Genomic DNA, 18,073 nt, shown 5'->3' with positions numbered 1-18,073 from the left:
TTTATTACTATATGACATACAGTATTTGATTTATACTATGTATCGTACACTATTGTTGCGAAGAAAACAATTCTTTTTTTAAAATTGGGTGAATTAATTAAATCGCTTTATTAGGGATAAAATAAATCTCAACAAACTAAAAAGGAGTTTTATGATGGCTGCTTCACAGCTCTTACTAAGGATCGCTATTGCTTTTGTTGTGTTATTTGTACTTGCAAGAATAATGGGAAGAAAAGAAATCAGTCAAATGACATTTTTTAATTTTGTTTCTGCCATTGCTATAGGCTCTATTGCCGCAAATTTTGCAATGAATTCAAATGTAAGTATAGTAAATGGGGTACTAGCGTTAATAGGCTGGACTGTTTTTACATTAGCGATTGCTTTTATTGATATAAAGTCGAAAAAAGCAAGGAAAGTAACAACAGGGGAACCGATCATTGTGATAAAAGAAGGAAAGGTTATGGAGAATTCACTTCGTTCAACACGACTAGATATGGATACCCTTAATTCAATATTAAGACAAAAAGGGTACTTTTCTATTAAAGATGTACAGTATGCCATCTTTGAAACTAGTGGCCAACTTTCGGTGATGCCATACGAACATAAAATGCCTTACACAAAAGAGGATGCCAGTGTTAAGAGTAATCCCTATATATATCCAACCTCGACCGAGGTCATCTCAGACGGTGTAATTAATAACATGAATCTTTCTAGATTAAATTTAGATACAAACTGGCTAAACCAACAATTAAAAAATGCTGGGGTGACGGATGCATCTGAGGTCTTTTATGCAGAGGTACAAAAAGATGGGACACTATACATTGACAACATAGACGACAATATGATGCATTAAGCCTCCGGAAAAATGTATAGGACTTAAAAAGAATGACAGCACAGATTCGTATGCTATAATAGAATCAAATTGAATAGTGCAGGGGAGCTCACACTTGTGGGCTGAGAGTAAGCAAAATGTAGCTTTGACCCTTTACCTGATTTGGATAATGCCAACGTAGGGAATGTGTGTAAGTATGACGATTCATGCGGTATATCTGTTTCAGGTATACCGCATTTTTTATTTGAATGGAGGATTACCATGTTTGAGCAAATCTTAAAAAACGTTAGGCAAAAAACACCGCTCGTCCATAATATTACAAACTATGTGACGGTTAATGATGTTGCAAATATCGTCCTTGCTTGTGGAGGTTCACCGATTATGGCGGACGATCCAAAAGAAGTGGTGGATATTACAAGTATTTGCAATGCGCTTGTGATTAATATCGGTACATTAAATGAGAGAACGATAGAATCTATGATTTTAGCAGGGAAGGCAGCAAACAAACTAGGACATCCTGTTGTTTTGGATCCAGTTGGAGCAGGGGCGTCCAGCCTAAGAACTAATACTGTTTATCAGCTTTTAGATGAGATACGATTTGCTGTTATCAGAGGGAACCTATCAGAAATAAAAACGGTGCATGCAGGCAGTGGAAATACCAAAGGTGTGGACGCAGCTGCAGAAGACGTCATCAATGAAGGTAATCTCGAAGAAATGATTCAGTTTGCTAAACAGGTAAGTAAACAAACAGGTGCAGTCATTGTAATCACAGGTGCTATAGATATCGTTGCGAACACGTACGAAGCATTTGCAATCAGAAATGGCCATCCGTTGATGTCGAAAATTACAGGGACAGGCTGTATGCTTACTTCTGTTGTAGCTGCTTATTGTGGAGCGAATCCTAGTGAAATTTTAAAGAGTACAGCCGCAGCAGTGAGCGCAATGGGATATTGCGGTGAATTAGCTCATCAAAAAGTAGAAGAAATGGATGCAGGAACTTCATCATTCCGTATGTACTTGATTGATGTGATGAGTAAACTAAATTTTTTGCAATTGCAAGGTGGTATGAACATTGAAAATCGATAAAAAATTTATGCAACTATATGCAGTAACAGACCGTGCCTGGACAGGCAGCCAAACCTTAGTGGAACAAGTCGAAGCAGCGTTAAAAGGTGGTATTACATTCCTTCAACTAAGAGAAAAGAATCTTGGGTATGATGATTTTTTACAAGAAGCTATTGAACTTAAAATGTTAACGGCTTTTTATGATATTCCTTTTGTTATTAACGATAATGTTGAAATTGCGCTAGCTTGTGATGCAGATGGTGTGCATGTTGGTCAAGAGGATATGCGGGTTGAAAAAGTACGTGAAATGATTGGCACGGATAAAATTCTAGGCGTGTCGGCTCAAAATGTAGAACAAGCTATTGCTGCTGAGAAAGCTGGTGCAGATTATCTTGGTATTGGTTCGGTATTCCCAACAGGTACAAAAAAAGACGCGAAACCAATGACATTCGAAACCGTGCAAGAAATTTGTAAGAGTGTTTCGATTCCCATCGTTGCAATTGGTGGGATTAATAAAACAAATATTTTAGAGTTAGTTGGAAGTGGGGTAGACGGTGTTGCGGTTGTATCGGCAATCTTTGCACAGTCCGATATCACAGCCGCTACAAAGGAGTTAAATAAGCTTTCAGCAACGATGGTAGGGAGTGGAAAATAATGAAAAAGGTATTGACGATTGCAGGATCTGATTGTAGTGGAGGAGCTGGAATTCAGGCAGATATTAAAACAATTACAGCCCATAATATGTATGCAATGAGTGCAATCACAGCTCTTACTGCTCAAAATACAACTGGCGTATACGGGGTTCTCGATTCGACTCCTGAATTTGTCGGGCAACAGCTGGATTGCATCATGACTGATATTTTTCCTGATAGTGTAAAAATCGGCATGGTGTCATCTCCTGAAATCATCCATAAAATCGTGGAAAAACTAGAAGAATATAAGCCTTCAAATATAGTAGTGGATCCAGTCATGATATCAACTAGTGGGAGTAGACTTTTGAGTGAATCGGCAATGGACGCCTTGATTAGTCAATTAATTCCGCTTGCTACTATTATTACACCCAATATTCATGAGGCTGAGGCGCTTGGTGGGATGGAGATTACCACGAAGGAAGACATGCAAGTGGCTGCCCAAAAATTGTACGAAACCTATAAAGGGGCCATTTTGATTAAAGGTGGACATCTTGAAGATACTGCGGATGACCTATTATATAATAATGGCGAGTTCACATGGTTCCCTGGAGAACGGATCAGTAACCCGAACACGCATGGCACAGGTTGTACACTCTCATCAGCCATTGCTTGTAATTTAGCAAAAGGCCATGATATTAAAACGAGTATAAAAGAAGCAAAACAATATATTACGGGAGCAATTGAAGCGGGACTAGACCTTGGAAAAGGCAGTGGACCATTGAATCATTGTTACGCCCTAAAGAACTAATTAGAGTTGCAGCGTCTGAAGCAGTTGTGTCAACTTCTGACAAGGCACCGCCGAACAAGGGGGATAGTGTCTGAAGCCGAGGAGACTTCGGACAAGGGACCACCGAACAAAGTGGGATAGTGTCTGAAGCGGAGTTAAATTCGGACAAAGAATCGCTGAACAAGCGGGATAGTGTCCGAAGTCGAGGAGACTTCGGACAAGGGACCACCGAACAAGTGGGATAGTGTCCGAATTCGAGCAAACTTCGGACTTGGGACCACCGAACAAGCGAGATTGTGTCAGAAGTCGAGCAAACTTCGGACAAGGAATCGCCGAACAAGCAAGATCGTGTCCGAAGTCGAGCAGACTTCGGACTTGGAACCGCTGAACAAGTGAGATTGTGTCAGAAGTCGAAAAAACTTTGGACATGGATTCGTAGAACAAGTGAGATAGTGTCCGAATCCGAGCAGACTTCGGACAAGAGACCACCGAACAAGTGGGATAGTGTCCGAAGTCGAGCAAACTTCGGACTTGGGACCACCGAACAAGCGAGATTGTGTCCGAAGTCGAGCAAACTTCGGACAAGGAATCGCCGAACAGGCAAGATTGTGTCTGAAGCCGAGCCAACTTCGGACTTGGGTTCGTAGAACAAGTGAGATAGTGTCCGAAGTCGTGCAAACTTCGGACATGGATTCGTAGAACAAGTGAGATAGTGTCCGAAGTCGAGCCAACTTCGGACTTGGGTTCGTAGAACAAGTGAGATTGTGTCCGAATCCGAGCAGACTTCGGACAAGGGACCGCCAAACAAGCAAGATTGTGTACAAAGTCGAGCAAACTTCGGACAAGGAATCGCCGAACAAGCGAGATAGTGTCCGAAGTCGAAAAAACTTCGGACATGGATTCGTAGAACAAGCGAGATAGTGTCCGAAGTCGAAAAAACTTCGGACTTGGATTCGTAGAACAAGTGAGATAGTGTCTGAAGTCGAGCAGACTTCGGACTTGGAACCGCTGAACAAGTGAGATTGTGTCCGAAGTCAAGTCAACTTCGGACAAGAGACCACCGAACAAGTGGGATAGTGTCCGAAGTTGAGCAAACTTCGGACAAGGAATCGCCGAACAAGCAAGATTGTGTACAAAGTCGAGCCAACTTCGGACAAGGAATCGCCGAACAAGCGAGATTGTGTCCGAAGTCGAGCAAACTTCGGACAAGGAATTGCCGAACAGGCAAGATTGTGTCTGAAGTCAAGCAAACTTCGGACAAGGAATCGCCCTACAAGTAAGCCAGAGTCTGAAGCGGATACAACTTCTGTCTTGGCACCACCGAACAAGCGAGCCAGTGTCTGAACCTGAGAACACTATTAACATTAGATGTGTTTTACTTCGGAGATGATTGATTCTATTAAGTTTGCAACGCTTTGATTCTTAGCTAATCTTGGACTTTGTCCAGACCAAAGGGACATGAAGTCTTTATTATTCTGCGAATTTGATGCCTTTCGGATATCCTGGGTAAGTGAATTTTGAACAGGGAACTCTGGGAGGTTTTTTTCGTGTTCCTTCATGTTTTCAATAAAGGGATTGATGAGTCCTCGTGCCCATTTACCAGAAAATGTACGGGTTACGACCGTTTCGTCATCAGACGCATTCAGAATGGATTTTTTATGGATAGGATGTGCCCCACTCTCAATGCATGTCAAAAATGCGGTCCCCATTTGAACAGCCTGTGCACCTAAGCAAATAGATGCCTTTAATCCTCTGCCATCCATGATTCCACCAGCGGCTATGACTGGAATCTTAACGTTATCAGCCACTTGTGGTATAAGTGACATTAAGCCAATTAAGCCCTTGTGCCCGTTATGAATAAATCCTCCACGATGCCCACCAGCTTCACTGCCTTGAACAACAACTAGATCCAATCCTGACTTTTCGATTTCTATGGCTTCTTTAACAGATGTTGCTGTTCCCATTAAAACCATCTGATGTTGTTTTAATTTGGAAATCAATTCTTTTGAAGGAAGACCAAATGTAAAGGAACAAATAGAAACCTTTTCCTCAATGATAACGTTAATTTGCTCATCAAACTTCTTTATTGTATCCGTAAATGAAGGGATCTCAACATGTTCATTTGGAGGTATGTTTAATTTTTCACGAATCGGATTAAGTAATTGATTTGCTGACTTCACTTCATTTTCTTTAGTATGAAATTTGGTTGGAACAAATAGATTAACTCCAAAAGAATGGGGCGTAAGCTTTTTGATTTCACTAATCTGTTCCTGTAATTGCAAAGGCGTCATGTATCCGGCACCTATCATACCTAAGCCTCCTGCATTTGATACAGCAGAAACTAATTCTGAAGTTGTAACACCACCAGCCATTGGAGCTTGGATAATTGGATGTTCAATCTTTAGCAGTTCAGTAACTTTGTTTTTAAGCAAAACGAATCCTCCTAAATGAAAGAAAGTGGGGGTCTTGCCCCCACTTTGATCTTAAAGTTTTGTAGCTTTTAAAACAAATGCTTCTCCTTGGAAGGAGATGATTTTATCATTCTCAATCTGAATACGAAACTTTTGTTTGACCTTTTCGGAAGAGTTTCGCATGTATTCATTCAGTTCGGCCATTTCGTTATCTGAAAGATTCATACGGTTACACCAACTTTCAAAGTCAAATGGCTTGTCAAAACGATAGAGTTCTTGGATTTCAAAGCCTTCATTTTCTAGCATTTGTAGCCATTCAGTCTTTTTCCAAGCACGAAAATGACTATAGTCTCTCTTTTTTTCAACAGTATTATAAAATTCATCAAATTCCTTGTTTTCAGGAGCTACATTATCATCTAACAAGAACTGTCCACCTGTTTTTAAAACACGCGATACTTCACTCACGAAGCTTGTAATGTTAGGGAAATGGTGAGGAGCAATTCTGCAAGAAACAATATTGAATGATTCATCTGAAAATGGTAGTTTTTCGGCATCACCTTCAACATATTCAACGTTGTCATGGCCATTTCCTCTAATGAAATTTTCAGCAGCAGCTAACATTTCTGGTGTTAAATCTAATGCAATAACCTTTCTTACACGAGGAGCAAGGGCATTCGCAGTATGTCCGCCACCTGTAGCATCGGCTAATGCAATCAATGTTTGTAAATCTCCACCTTTACGGTGACCTTCACTTGTTACATAAGAGGCAGCACTGCGGCCAAATTGTTTTTTAACGTCTGATTTAATATCCATTCTTTCTCCTCCATTGCGTTTGTTACTTTTATCATATAGTAATAATTGATATAAGAAAATTATAAATATTTTATAAATTAACATAAGAAAAGATTATGACAAATCAAAATAAGAATATTTTCCTACTTCCTTAATACATTAAAATGAATACTTTTGAGGGGGTCAGCGAGTGGTTGAAGGCAAAAAAATTTTTGTTGGGAATTATAAAGGGGGAGTGGGCAAGACCACTAGTATTTATCAGATTGCGCTTCACTTGGCAGAAGCGAAAAAGAAGGTACTCCTAATTGATTTAGATCCACAATGCTCACTGAGTGAAATTTGTCTTACAAGAATTGATCGAAACCTTGAACAGCTTAAGAACAACGAGAGTCTAAACTTTGTCTATGATATGTGGGCACAATTTAAACAGTACCCTTATTTGAAATATACCATTGATACAACTCGTTTAATCAAACAAACCCCTGAACAGATCCACTTCATTCCATCTAATTTATTTTATACAAATGGTGGCCTCGATCAAATTGCTTTAAGATTAAGAGATGATTTTGAAGACCTAGCTGTGCTCCAACAGTTTTTCCAAAGTATGAAGCTCGAAAGTAAGTATGATTATATTCTGTTTGACTGTCCACCAAGTAACAATGTGATTACCCAAGGCGCATTTCTTCTATCAGATTATTATTTAATTCCGTCGATTATTCAAACGATGAGTATTCGCGGGGTGGTTCATTACATTAAGTCTGTCGAGAAAATTTATAATACCTTTAGTGTGGAACATGAAAAGGCATTGCTAGCGAAATTATTGTTTGGTACGAAACCAAGATTAATTGGGATTTTTGAAACATTGAAAAAAACAAATGTGAATAATGTAAAAGAAATGAAGGATTTAAAAGCAGAATTAAAAGAAGCAAACATTGATTCGATTCTATCAGATTTGGAAGAAGGGAATTATCTTTTCAAAACAGTAATCAGACACATTGAGGAAATTGCACGAGATACAGCAAATGGAAAAAAACGTTCCGAATATGCAGAGCTAACGGATGAAATTCTATTCTGTATCGAACCAAACATTTTTAATAGTCTCTTTTAAGTGGAGGAAGAATTAGATGAGTACAATAACCTATCAAAGGGTAGCAGATCATTTGGAAAAATTAAAAACGATCTATGAAACATTGCAAATACCAAAAAAGGAAATCAAAGAAGTTGAGAAAATAATTGAGCTTTTTCATGGTTACGGAGATATCTCGGTTGAGGAAAAAACGGGCAAGGCGAATATAGAAAAAAAGTCCAACAAGACAACTAAACCATCTTTTTCTGATATTGTCGATTCTTTATTTGAAGAAAAATATAGTGGGTTGGTAGGAACGAAACTACATTTTACGAAGCTGAATACCGTCGAACAAATCATTACCTATATTGATGCTACCGCAAAAACTAAGGTAATGAAGGAGGCAACTGCATTAGATTTAAAACTTTTGTATTGTCTACTTACCGAAGAAAAACAGGAAATAAAAGGAACGAAAAATGAAGTTTACGAGGCTATTAAAAGGGATATTCGAACTAAAAGGAGAGGAAAGGCTTTTTTAGAATACGCATAAAGCACCCCCACGTTCTCAGGCGTGGGGTTCGTTTGTGGAAAGGACAGATGGAAATTGAAATGTGAATTCAGTTCCTTCGCCAACAGAACTTGATACTTTGATCGTACCTTTCATTGCTTTCACAATACTATAAACGACCATCATTCCAAGACCTGTTCCTTTTGGTCCTTTAGTAGAGTAATAAGGTTCACCTAGTCTCTCAATTTGTTCTTTTGTCATACCCATACCAGTGTCGCGGATTATAATGCTTACAGTGTATCGGTCATAACTAGTTTCAACATATAATCTTCCTCCACCAGGCATTGCCTCTATCGCATTTTTCATGACGTTGATAAAGCATTGATGAAACTTTTGCCGGTCACCTTCCATCGCGCCTATCAAAGAAAAATTCGTAATGACTTCTACCGAATGCTGGTTTGCAGTAGGCTTTAAAATAGATATCACTTGTTGCAATTCGCGTTTGATTTGAAGGGTTTCGACCGTATCTAATGCTGGTTTGGAAAAAGTTAGATATTCTTGAATAACATGTTCAGCAGAAGCCAACTCTTCTTTAATTATCATCAAGTACTCTTTTTGCTTATGTCTTGGTAGAGTATTAGACATCAGCAATTGAACAAATCCCATTGCTGCAGTTAAAGGATTTCGAATTTCATGAGAAATCGCCGCTCCCATTTGTTCGACTGCATGGAGCTTTTCAGATTTTACAATAGTTTGTCGCAATTGAATATTATTGCGAACAAATTCGGTTAGGTAAGACAAGATTCCTAAACCAATAGGTGGAATGACTAAATAAGCAAACCAAGCATCGTAAACATTGATTGGTGGTTTCGAAATTAAAAGTGCAACTGCTGTAAAGACTGATAAAATAAAGGTTACAAGTACAGAAATGCATACACGCTTATTGGAACTCTGTTTCCAAAACCAAGGGTACAGCTTCCATAAAGACACAGCTAATGGAAGATAAAGGAAAAAGGTAGCGTAAAAACCAAAATTTATACCATATAACCCTCTAATAATAATGACAGTTAGACATAGGATAGGACCAATTCCAAGATAAAGACCACCTATTAATATAGGTATAAGACGAAGGTCAAAAAATTGATTAGGGGTAGGTTGATATGAAACGATAAAGCAAGCCAAAATAAGCACAACTAACCCAATGTACGCTTCCCATTTTGATAAGGTAAGATTTCGTTTTCGTTCGAACCATATTAAGCCTATAAATGAAAGAATAATTAATAATGATAGGTTAAAAAGAATGTGTTTAGTAATTTCCATGAATTCACCTTCGACGGATTATGATAAGAATTTTAATATAGTAAATAGTTAGATAATAATTTTATTTCTATTATAATACAGATGAAGCAACTTTTGTCTAAAATTAGTGAAAATTTTGGAAAAGGAAATAAGATAAGAACGAAAAGTGGTGCTTATTACCTAATTCTTCTATTATTTTCTCTATGAAACTCCCTTTTTTCGTAATAAAGTACTGCAACAGATTTTACATACGAATACTGAGTGCATTTGGTTAGAAATAATAGGGGTATACTTATGAAGAAAAATTAGCATTTTCTTTAAATGAAAGGACGTTGGCAAAGTGGAAGAAAAGACGGCACTTATTGCTGGGGCTACAGGTTTAATTGGGAATGAATTATTACATATATTATTAGAGTCCTCTGAATATAAAGAGGTGTATGCTCTAGTTCGAAATCCACTTAAGATGAATCATCCAAAATTAAAAGAAGTAATAGTCGATTTCGAACGCCTTAATGAATTTAAACAATACTTCACTGTGAATGATGTGTTTGTATGTTTAGGCACTACTATCAAAAAGGCAAAGACACAAGAAGCCATGTACAAAATAGATGTAGATTATCCAGTTGAGATTGGGAGGATTGCACAAGAGGCAGGTGCTAGACATTATTTAGTGGTAAGTTCAATGAACGCAGACCGTAAGTCTAAGCTATTTTATCCAAGAATGAAGGGAGAGCTTGAAGAAAAGGTTCGTCAACTTAACTTCGAACAACATTCCATCTTTCGTCCTTCACTTCTTCTTGGAAACAGAGGCGAATTTCGTCTTGGAGAAGAAATAGCTGCTGTCTTGTTTAAATGCCTAAAGTTTATATTTACTGGCCCCTTACAAAAATATAGAGCAATCGAAGGAAAAACAGTAGCAAAAGCGATGTACAATGTGGCTCAGGAAAAAGAACAAGGTAAAGTGGTTTATACTTCGGAGGAAATTGAAAAAATTGCAAAATAAAAAACTGCTCAGAAGCATCACTAAGAAACCGTTGGGTTAAGCACAGTTAATGTTTTGGCTGTTGAATTTAGATTCACATTAGCTCCTATTGGAATAGCAGCTTTATAATAGCCGTGACCGGTAGTAAGGTTGATTAACAGTGGTTTTCCTAGGGGGACCAATAAATCATGAATTAGATCTTCGAATGTTGTCCCATAGGATACAAGGCAATTCGTACATTCCCCTATAATTATGCCAAGACAATCTTGAAATTTACCTGACATTGATAATTGAGTTAAATACCTAAAAATCATGGTAGATGGAGCGTGGGTTTCTTCTAAAAAAAGTATTTTTCCCTTTGTATTAATCTCATATGGTGTTCCGAGTGCATTTACTAACGAAGTCATATTTCCACCAACAATTGGACCTGTAACATTTCCTGGTACTAAACTCCTTATGGCTATGTTTGGTGGGTTTTGGATGAGCCTGGGGGAATTCAACGTTGATGTTGCTTCAAAAAATTGATTGAAGTTATAAACAGGGGTTTCTGGTCTAAATTCAATAAGCATTAAACTATGGAACGTAATTAAATCACTAAACTGATATAAACTATTTAATAATACTGTCATGTCACTATATCCAGATATAATTTTAGGATTCTGTCTTATGACATCAAAGTTCAGATAAGGAAGAATGGTCTGAACTCCAGTCCCTCCACGGGTGGCAAGGATCATTTTGATATTCGGATCTCTGAACATATGCATTAAATCATCTGCTCTTTGTTGGGCTGGCGCCGCAACGATACCATTAAATGAGTATACATGATTACCAAAGACGATATTAAAACCGATATCTCTCAAGAATTGTACTCCGGCATTAATAATATTTGCATCAAGAGGGCTGCCAAGTGTAACTAATCCAATTGTATCTCCTCTTTGTAACAGCGGGGGTCTAATTGCCATAATATCCACTCCCTCTCTACATTTGAATTTTACGATATTAAAAGGTATTATAAAGCGCTTTGAAATATGTCAAATTCAAAGTAATTCCTAATAAAGTACGTTTGATTCAATGTACGAAAAAAACATAAGAAGATCTAATATTAGCAAAGAGACTAGGAAAGTTTAAACCCTAGTCTCTTTTTATTGCTACGTATTATGCTAGTTGAAGTGTAATTAAATAAGTGTCTTTATAATTTACACCAATTGATGTTCCTTCACATAGCGATTATGAGGGTGGTCTTTACATTCCTGGCTACAAGATCTGTAGTGTTCATGTTCACAGTCCTCACATAATAGGAGATGCTTGTTGCAATCCGGATTTCCGCATTTTACATACCGTTCTTCTGGTTTCCCGCAGTGATGACATTTTCCAACCACTGTTTCTTCACCAGTTCTGTTTACTGGTACAGAAATGCGTTCATCAAATACATAGCATTTTCCGTCCCAAAGTGCACCTTTTACCTCTGGATCATATCCGTACGTAATGATGCCACCTTCAAGCTGAGAAACATCCTTGAAGCCTTCATTTACAAGGAATCCAGAGAATTTTTCGCAACGGATTCCTCCGGTACAATAGGTTAGTATTTTTTTATCCTTATGCTCGCTTAAGTTCTCTTCAACCCATTTTGGCAGTTCTCGGAAAGTTTCGATATCAGGTCGAATGGCCCCTCGAAAATGACCAAGATCGTACTCATAGGTATTTCGAGCATCAAGAACGATGACATCGTCTTGTTGTAACGTTTCAAGGAATTCCTTTGGTGAAAGATGTTTACCCGTAATTTCATTTGGATTTAAGTCTTTATCCAGACTTAAATTAACAATCTCTGGTTTCACCTTAATTTTAAGCTTTTTAAAAGCATGTCCTTCACTTTTCTCAATTTTGAAAACCATATCCGAAAAACGGGCATCGCTTCGCATAAACTCCATATATTTTTCCGTCTGCTCCACCGTACCTGACACAGTACCATTGATCCCCTCTGTTGCAACAAGAATTCGGCCTTTCAAACCAATGGAAGCACAGAATTCAAAATGTTGGTCTCGAAAAGCCTGCGGGTCATCAATTTCGATGTATTTGTAATAAAGTAAAATTTGATAATCCAATTTCTTCACCTTCATTAATACTTTTTCTTTAAGTATGATATCAAATATTGAGATTCAAATAAAAGTACTTTTTATTTCCTGTTACAACTTTATTTATTGCTTTGGTGACATTTTTTAATATTACTCAAAATGGTTATGGGCATTAATCACGATTTTCCCCATTTAACAGATTTCAGTTCAAGAATTTTTTGATAAGTCTCCAAGCTTAATTCTTTAAAAGGAGAATCAGGGAGGTGATCAAATAAATCAACTGCTTTTTTCGCAGCTCCTAAAGCCTCCTCTATTTTTCCAAGTTCAACTAGACATTGCGCCATATATGTTTCTTTTAGATAAAATTGTGATAAGTCAAAAGGGTGGTGATGATAGTCAGGAATGACTACCTTTTCGAAATAGTTAATGGCTTCTTCGTAGCGTTTTAATCCATGTAATGCTTTTCCCTTCTCAAGATGAAACCATTCAATTAATTGATGATGTTTTAATTCTGGATCGTTTAAAAGCTGATCGACCATTGAAAGAGCTTCCGCGTAATCATGTTTATAGCCATTGAGGGACTCAATGAGAAAGAGTTTTGATGTAACTTGAGACATTGTATCGTCTGAAAACATCGCATATTGATTCAACTTCTTCAGGTAATATTCATATTGCTCCCATTCTTCTTCCATCATCGAATAGGCTGCTGCCAACCTGTATAAATCATCAATTCGATAAAACGTTTTGTTTTTTTGAGAGAATGAAATGGCTTCATCCATGACTTGTTTTGCCGCGTTAATATCCCCAACAGCAAAATACATAACGGCCTCATTATAATCTAGGTCCAATCTTGAAATGGGGTCAATATAGACGTGCTTTTTTTCAATTTCTTTTCGTTCATGTAAGATTGTTTCCAATGATTGCTCATAGTTATGTTCGATAAAATCGGCAAGGCAACGAAATGAGGCTATGCCTACCCGTTTCGTTGTTACATTCATTTGATCGTACAGGACGGCTGCTTGTTCAAGAGACTGTTTCCAGTCACCTTGCTTTTCCCAGTATAAACTGTACCCATATAGCTCCAACAATCTTGCAGCTACATAGCCTTGGTTTAATTGGGGAACAACCGGGTCAATGAGAGTGAACAGATTTTTATATTTTTCGGGGTAATCATCTGAGTTGCGTGAAAATATTTTTTCAGCCTCATCCAATACTTCCCTTAATTCCTCAAAATTCACTTCATTTAAAAGCTGTGACAAATCTATTTCAAGCCTCTCTGCAATATAGGTTAAGCTCTCCATAGATGGATTTGCTTTATTATTTTCAATTAGGCTGAGCATGCCTTTTGTCAGTTTTGTACCTGCAAGTTCTTCTAATGTTAATTTCTTTTGTTTACGTAATTTACGTATGCGTTCACCTAGCATAAGAAATAGGCACTCTCCCTATTTTTATTATTTTGTTTAATTATATTAAACTTTTTGTTGAAAAGAAAGTAATATGATGATAAGATTTGTTTAATTAAATTAAACTTTTCCAAAACTGGAGGAATTAGCATGACTGAACAACAAAAGCTTAAAAGGGCATCTTATCATTTGTTTACATTCACAATAAGTAAAATCATTTCCTCATTCGGCGCACAAGTATACGCATTTGCAATCAGCTTTTATATACTTCAACTTACAGGATCAGCAACAAGCTTTGCGACAAATCTAATATGTAATCTTTTACCGAGGGCACTTGTAGCACCGCTAGCAGGTTATGCAGCAGACAAATATTCTCGAAAAAAAATCGTCATTATCTCACAGCTTGTTGCAACACTAGCGATTGTAGGGTTACTCGTTGTTAGTTTGACCTATGGTTTATCTTTAATTGCAATTTATACAACAACGGTAATATTATCAATCGCAACTTCATTTACTGGCGTAACCTTCACTTCATCGATTTCCGGTTTGGTGGATGAAGAACGTATTCAAAGAGCAATGTCACTTAACCAAATTTCAATTTCTTTTGCGGCCATTGGTAGCCCAGCAGTAGGTGGACTGTTATATGGTACAGTATCAATGGAATTATTTTTAGGAATGTACATTGTGGCTTCTGTCATTGCTGTATTACTTGAATCTACCATGAACTTCAATCTGTTCTCAAATCGCAAAGAGAAAGATGAAACAGAACAGAAGGAAACAATGTGGGAAAGTATTAAAGCAGGTATTTCCTATTTAAAAACAAAACAGGTCCTGATGACGATGATCTGGATGGCATTAGTCATCAACTTCCTTTTTGGAGCTTTTGAGGTCGGTTACTCATTTATATTAATTGAAAAATTAAAGTTGGCTTCAGAACATTTCGGTTTCACGCAAGGAGCCTTTGCCATTGGAATGCTGTTATTCTCGATTTACTTCTCGATTCGAAAAGAAGTGAAATATCCCTTCCTTGTTTCAAAACGTGGAATCATTGGGTTAGGGGTCATTATGGGAGCGATGGCTGTTCCATTAATGATTTCATTATCGTATTGGTCAGTGTTTGCGTATTATTTTGTTGCAATGTTTATAAATGGTTTGATGATTATCGTTGTCAATACACCGCTTCAAGTTATGATGCAAAAAATGATTGATGATGATTATAAGGGACGCGTGTTCTCGATTTTAGAATCAATGGCAGTAGCTTTAATGCCACTTGGAATGATTATATTTGGATATCTATACGATGTATTGCCTGGCCAATATATTCTCATCACTTCGGCGGTTATCTTAATTGGGGTCGTGTTAGTTCTAGCAAGACCAAGTGTTGTAAGAAAAGCTCATCCGGAATTGAATGAACCAAAGCCCGTAGTGGAAAAAACAAGTACTGCTTTATAACAATTATGCCTTTCTCTTACTTGGAGAAAGGCTTTTCTCTGTATGTGAACATAGTGTGACAATGTGTCATAATTAATTGACTTGTGACATTGTGTCATCTAAAATGTAAATTGTGAGGTGACAAGATGTCATGATAAAGACAGAACCTAAAAATGAACTGAACCAAATGAAACTACGAAAGCTTGCGAAAAAACTGCAATCGTTAGGTGTCAAGGCTTCAATTTGTAAAAGACCAATAGCTTCACACTAAAAGGAGACGAATTATGTCTATAGGAATTAGAATGAATCAGTTTAAAGATATGAAGGTAGAACTGATACGATTTATGATGTCATACAAGTTTGCGCTTGAAGAAATGATGACCAAAATAAATATTTTAAAGCAGGAGTTTAAATATATACATGATTACAACCCAATTGAGCATGTATCATCTCGATTGAAATCACCAGAGAGTATACTGAACAAAATCCAACGCAAAGGATATGACTATAGTTTTGAGTCCATCACAGAAAATATTCGTGACATTGCGGGGATTCGAATTACATGCGCTTATATTTCCGATATTTATAAAATCAGTGAAATGCTGCAAAAGCAAAAGGATATTACCTTAATTGAGTGTAAAGATTACATTAAAAATCCAAAACCAAACGGATATCAAAGTCTACATTTAATTGTGCAAATTCCAATTTTTATGTCCGATCGTGAAGAACATATTTTTGTTGAAATTCAAATTCGAACAATTGCCATGGATTTCTGGGCAAGCTTAGAACACAAAATTTATTATAAATACAATAAAGAAATCCCTCAGCATATGAAGGATGAATTAAAAGAAGCGGCTGTAACAGCAGCACAATTAGATAAAAAGATGGAAAAACTTCAAGGAGAAATGAACAAACTAAAGGAATCAACGAAAATGGAAGAGCTTTATACTTTGGATGATAAAATCCTTCTTCCTTATGACTTTTTATCCTTCGACAAATAGGGAGAGGTGAAAATGCCGAAGATTACTTTTTTTAATTTACCTGATGATAAGAAACAAACTCTGATTGAAGCGGCAAAAAAGGAATTTTCAAGCGTTCCATTATTTGACGCTTCGATTTCCAATATTATAAAATCAGCTGGAATTCCACGCGGTAGTTTTTATCAATATTTTGAGGATAAAGAAGATGTTTATTTCTTTATATTAAGTGAATATGCTAAGGAAAAGAAGGTTGCATTTCTTTCAATGTTAGAAAAGCATGATGGTGATTTGTTTCAAACGATGGTTGACTTCTTCGAACTGTTTTTGCAAGAAGATGAGGGACTAACATTTTTAAAAAATGCCTTGCTCAACATGACCCATAAAATTGAACGTACGTTTGACAGAATTACAGGTGATGTTGAAATGAACGAAAACTTTAAAGAGCTAAGTTCTCGAATTAATATAAGTAAATTGAATGTAGAGAATGATGAGGAATTGTTTCATTCGATACAAATCATTACGTCTGTAATGCTGCGTAATTTAATCCATGCCTTTGCTTATGATTTATCATCAGACTCCGCATTAAGGGGCTTTACAATTGAAATGAACCTTTTGAAAAAAGGACTTGTCCGGTAGAAGGCACGATTTGTGTTATCTGCCGGACTTTTATTTTTCTAGCCAATTTTTAACAGATATGGAGTATAATAGAGTGCATTAGTGAAAAGATGGATCACATCAGAATGGATTGGTGAATGTGCGAAAACTTTATTTATACGGCATTCTGTTATTTGTTATGGTTGCGTGGGGGCTTAATATTGTAGCGATTAAAATATTGGTTGAAAATTTTCCGCCAGTATCCATTACCGGTCTACGAATCTTGGCAGCGGGCCTTGTAATTTTTGTCTTTCTATATGTGAAAAAAGATCTCCAAAAAATGAGTCTCCACGAGTTTGGGTATGTTTCACTTAGTGCTTTGACTGGAATTCTTGGCCACCAAGCATTACTTTCTGTCGGCTTGACGGGCACGAGTGCCACAAATGGTGCATCCATTCTAGCCTTAATTCCGCTTGTTACAAATATTTTGGCGGTGCTTTTTCTAAAAGCGAACATGACATTTTTAAAAATCAGCGGTGTCTTTTTAGGAATAATGGGTATTTACTTTATCTTAATCCTTGGTGGAGGGTCATTTACAAAGCTTGCACTCGGGGATTTGTACGTGTTTTTATCAGTCATTGCGCAAGCGGTAAGTTTTATTTTTATTCGAAAAGCTTCTTACACATTAAATGCAAAAACCATTACGTGTTACGCTTTATTAATGGGGGCAGGATTTTTATTGATAGTAAGCTTCGCATTGGAGGGGCAGTCTATTGCTGCAACTGGAGCTGTACCTGCTTATGTGTGGGTAGTTTTTGCTGCATCTGCAATTATCTCAACGGGTATCGGAAACCTATGTTATAATTTTGCCATTTCCAAAATTGGACCAGGTGAAACGGCTATATTCTTAAATCTTGCACCATTCTTTTCTCTGATTGGATCGGTGTTATTTTTAAATGAATCATTTAAATTCATTCAGTTAGTTGGCTTCTTTTTAATTGTGTGTGGAGTGTTACTAGGAACTGGTATTTTCGAACGGAAACCTAAGATTGATAAGCAGGTTGAGATGTCAGTCTCGAAATAGAATAGAAGGGTCAGCTCTTTTTTGTCTGAGCTGACCTTTTAAGGGTTAGTGCACAATTAATTTGAGTTAGGGAACAAATATTGAGTGGTTGGACTCAATTCAATAAAGTTTGGGAAAAATTCAACATTCTAAGCT

Annotated in this window: 17 protein-coding genes and 1 riboswitch; of the genes, 11 read left to right on the top strand and 6 right to left on the bottom strand. The window is 37.1% G+C overall.

Going from position 1 to position 18,073, the window contains the following annotated elements; all coding sequences use genetic code 11:
• The first annotated feature begins 154 nt into the window (after nucleotides 1-154).
• From NST91_RS17610 to thiD, 4 genes are all read left to right on the top strand, one after another.
• Nucleotides 155-853 (top strand): YetF domain-containing protein, encoded by a 699-nt coding sequence (locus NST91_RS17610; RefSeq protein ID WP_341332174.1) that lies wholly within the window; start codon nucleotides 155-157, stop codon nucleotides 851-853.
• A 70-nt stretch (nucleotides 854-923) separates the two neighbouring features.
• Nucleotides 924-1,033, top strand: a riboswitch (TPP riboswitch).
• A 60-nt stretch (nucleotides 1,034-1,093) separates the two neighbouring features.
• Entirely contained in the window at nucleotides 1,094-1,918 is an 825-nt protein-coding gene (gene thiM, locus NST91_RS17605; protein WP_341332173.1) for a hydroxyethylthiazole kinase, read from the top strand.
• Entirely contained in the window at nucleotides 1,905-2,552 is a 648-nt protein-coding gene (gene thiE / locus NST91_RS17600; protein ID WP_341332172.1) for a thiamine phosphate synthase, read from the top strand. The genes thiM and thiE overlap by 14 nt, the downstream gene beginning before the upstream one ends.
• On the top strand, nucleotides 2,552-3,337 hold the full coding sequence (thiD, locus tag NST91_RS17595; RefSeq protein ID WP_341332171.1) for a bifunctional hydroxymethylpyrimidine kinase/phosphomethylpyrimidine kinase: 786 nt from the start codon (nucleotides 2,552-2,554) through the stop codon (nucleotides 3,335-3,337). Before thiE ends, thiD begins: the two co-directional genes overlap by 1 nt.
• 1,343 nt (nucleotides 3,338-4,680) lie before the next feature.
• Here thiD and NST91_RS17590 read toward each other — a convergent pair.
• Nucleotides 4,681-5,748 (bottom strand): NAD(P)H-dependent flavin oxidoreductase, encoded by a 1,068-nt coding sequence (locus NST91_RS17590; RefSeq protein ID WP_341332170.1) that lies wholly within the window; start codon nucleotides 5,746-5,748, stop codon nucleotides 4,681-4,683.
• A 51-nt stretch (nucleotides 5,749-5,799) separates the two neighbouring features.
• Entirely contained in the window at nucleotides 5,800-6,540 is a 741-nt protein-coding gene (locus NST91_RS17585) for a class I SAM-dependent methyltransferase (RefSeq protein WP_341332169.1), read from the bottom strand.
• A 169-nt stretch (nucleotides 6,541-6,709) separates the two neighbouring features.
• Between NST91_RS17585 and NST91_RS17580 the strand changes: the two genes are divergently transcribed.
• Nucleotides 6,710-7,627: a ParA family protein gene (locus NST91_RS17580; protein WP_341332168.1), complete on the top strand. Its 918-nt coding sequence runs from the start codon at nucleotides 6,710-6,712 to the stop codon at nucleotides 7,625-7,627.
• A 16-nt stretch (nucleotides 7,628-7,643) separates the two neighbouring features.
• A complete protein-coding gene (locus tag NST91_RS17575) occupies nucleotides 7,644-8,135 on the top strand; it encodes a hypothetical protein (RefSeq protein ID WP_341332167.1) in 492 nt (163 codons plus the stop codon).
• A 15-nt stretch (nucleotides 8,136-8,150) separates the two neighbouring features.
• On the opposite strand, the gene NST91_RS17570 is transcribed toward NST91_RS17575, so the two are convergent.
• Complete coding sequence (locus NST91_RS17570) at nucleotides 8,151-9,413, bottom strand: ATP-binding protein (protein ID WP_341332166.1); 1,263 nt, start codon at nucleotides 9,411-9,413, stop codon at nucleotides 8,151-8,153.
• Between the two features lie 319 nt (nucleotides 9,414-9,732).
• Between NST91_RS17570 and NST91_RS17565 the strand changes: the two genes are divergently transcribed.
• Nucleotides 9,733-10,395 (top strand): oxidoreductase, encoded by a 663-nt coding sequence (locus tag NST91_RS17565; RefSeq protein ID WP_341332165.1) that lies wholly within the window; start codon nucleotides 9,733-9,735, stop codon nucleotides 10,393-10,395.
• Nucleotides 10,396-10,415: 20 nt separating this feature from the next.
• On the opposite strand, the gene NST91_RS17560 is transcribed toward NST91_RS17565, so the two are convergent.
• The 3 genes from NST91_RS17560 to NST91_RS17550 form a co-directional block, all read right to left on the bottom strand.
• The gene (locus tag NST91_RS17560; RefSeq protein WP_341332164.1) at nucleotides 10,416-11,336 is read right to left on the bottom strand and encodes a S66 peptidase family protein; all 921 of its coding nucleotides are present in this window, start codon (nucleotides 11,334-11,336) and stop codon (nucleotides 10,416-10,418) included.
• 234 nt (nucleotides 11,337-11,570) lie between these two features.
• Nucleotides 11,571-12,491, bottom strand: a complete 921-nt coding sequence (gene trhO, locus NST91_RS17555) for an oxygen-dependent tRNA uridine(34) hydroxylase TrhO (protein WP_440272310.1) — start codon at nucleotides 12,489-12,491, stop codon at nucleotides 11,571-11,573.
• Nucleotides 12,492-12,622: 131 nt separating this feature from the next.
• The gene (locus NST91_RS17550) at nucleotides 12,623-13,870 is read right to left on the bottom strand and encodes a helix-turn-helix domain-containing protein (RefSeq protein ID WP_341332163.1); all 1,248 of its coding nucleotides are present in this window, start codon (nucleotides 13,868-13,870) and stop codon (nucleotides 12,623-12,625) included.
• A gap of 129 nt (nucleotides 13,871-13,999) precedes the next feature.
• On the opposite strand from NST91_RS17550, the gene NST91_RS17545 reads away from it, so the two are divergent.
• The 4 genes from NST91_RS17545 to NST91_RS17530 all read left to right on the top strand — a co-directional run bounded on the left by NST91_RS17545 (nucleotide 14,000) and on the right by NST91_RS17530 (nucleotide 17,938).
• Entirely contained in the window at nucleotides 14,000-15,301 is a 1,302-nt protein-coding gene (locus NST91_RS17545; RefSeq protein WP_341332162.1) for an MFS transporter, read from the top strand.
• Between the two features lie 263 nt (nucleotides 15,302-15,564).
• Nucleotides 15,565-16,281 (top strand): RelA/SpoT-related domain-containing protein, encoded by a 717-nt coding sequence (locus NST91_RS17540; RefSeq protein WP_121445192.1) that lies wholly within the window; start codon nucleotides 15,565-15,567, stop codon nucleotides 16,279-16,281.
• A gap of 12 nt (nucleotides 16,282-16,293) precedes the next feature.
• On the top strand, nucleotides 16,294-16,896 hold the full coding sequence (locus tag NST91_RS17535; protein WP_341332161.1) for a TetR/AcrR family transcriptional regulator: 603 nt from the start codon (nucleotides 16,294-16,296) through the stop codon (nucleotides 16,894-16,896).
• Nucleotides 16,897-17,014: 118 nt separating this feature from the next.
• Nucleotides 17,015-17,938, top strand: coding sequence for a DMT family transporter (locus tag NST91_RS17530; protein ID WP_341332160.1), 924 nt, complete (start codon nucleotides 17,015-17,017; stop codon nucleotides 17,936-17,938).
• The last annotated feature ends 135 nt before the right edge of the window (nucleotides 17,939-18,073 follow it).

The sequence above is a fragment of the Ferdinandcohnia sp. FSL W7-1320 genome (assembly GCF_038050315.1).
GTDB lineage: Bacteria > Bacillota > Bacilli > Bacillales > Bacillaceae_L > Ferdinandcohnia > Ferdinandcohnia aciditolerans.
This window is presented reverse-complemented; position numbering and strand designations above follow the sequence as displayed.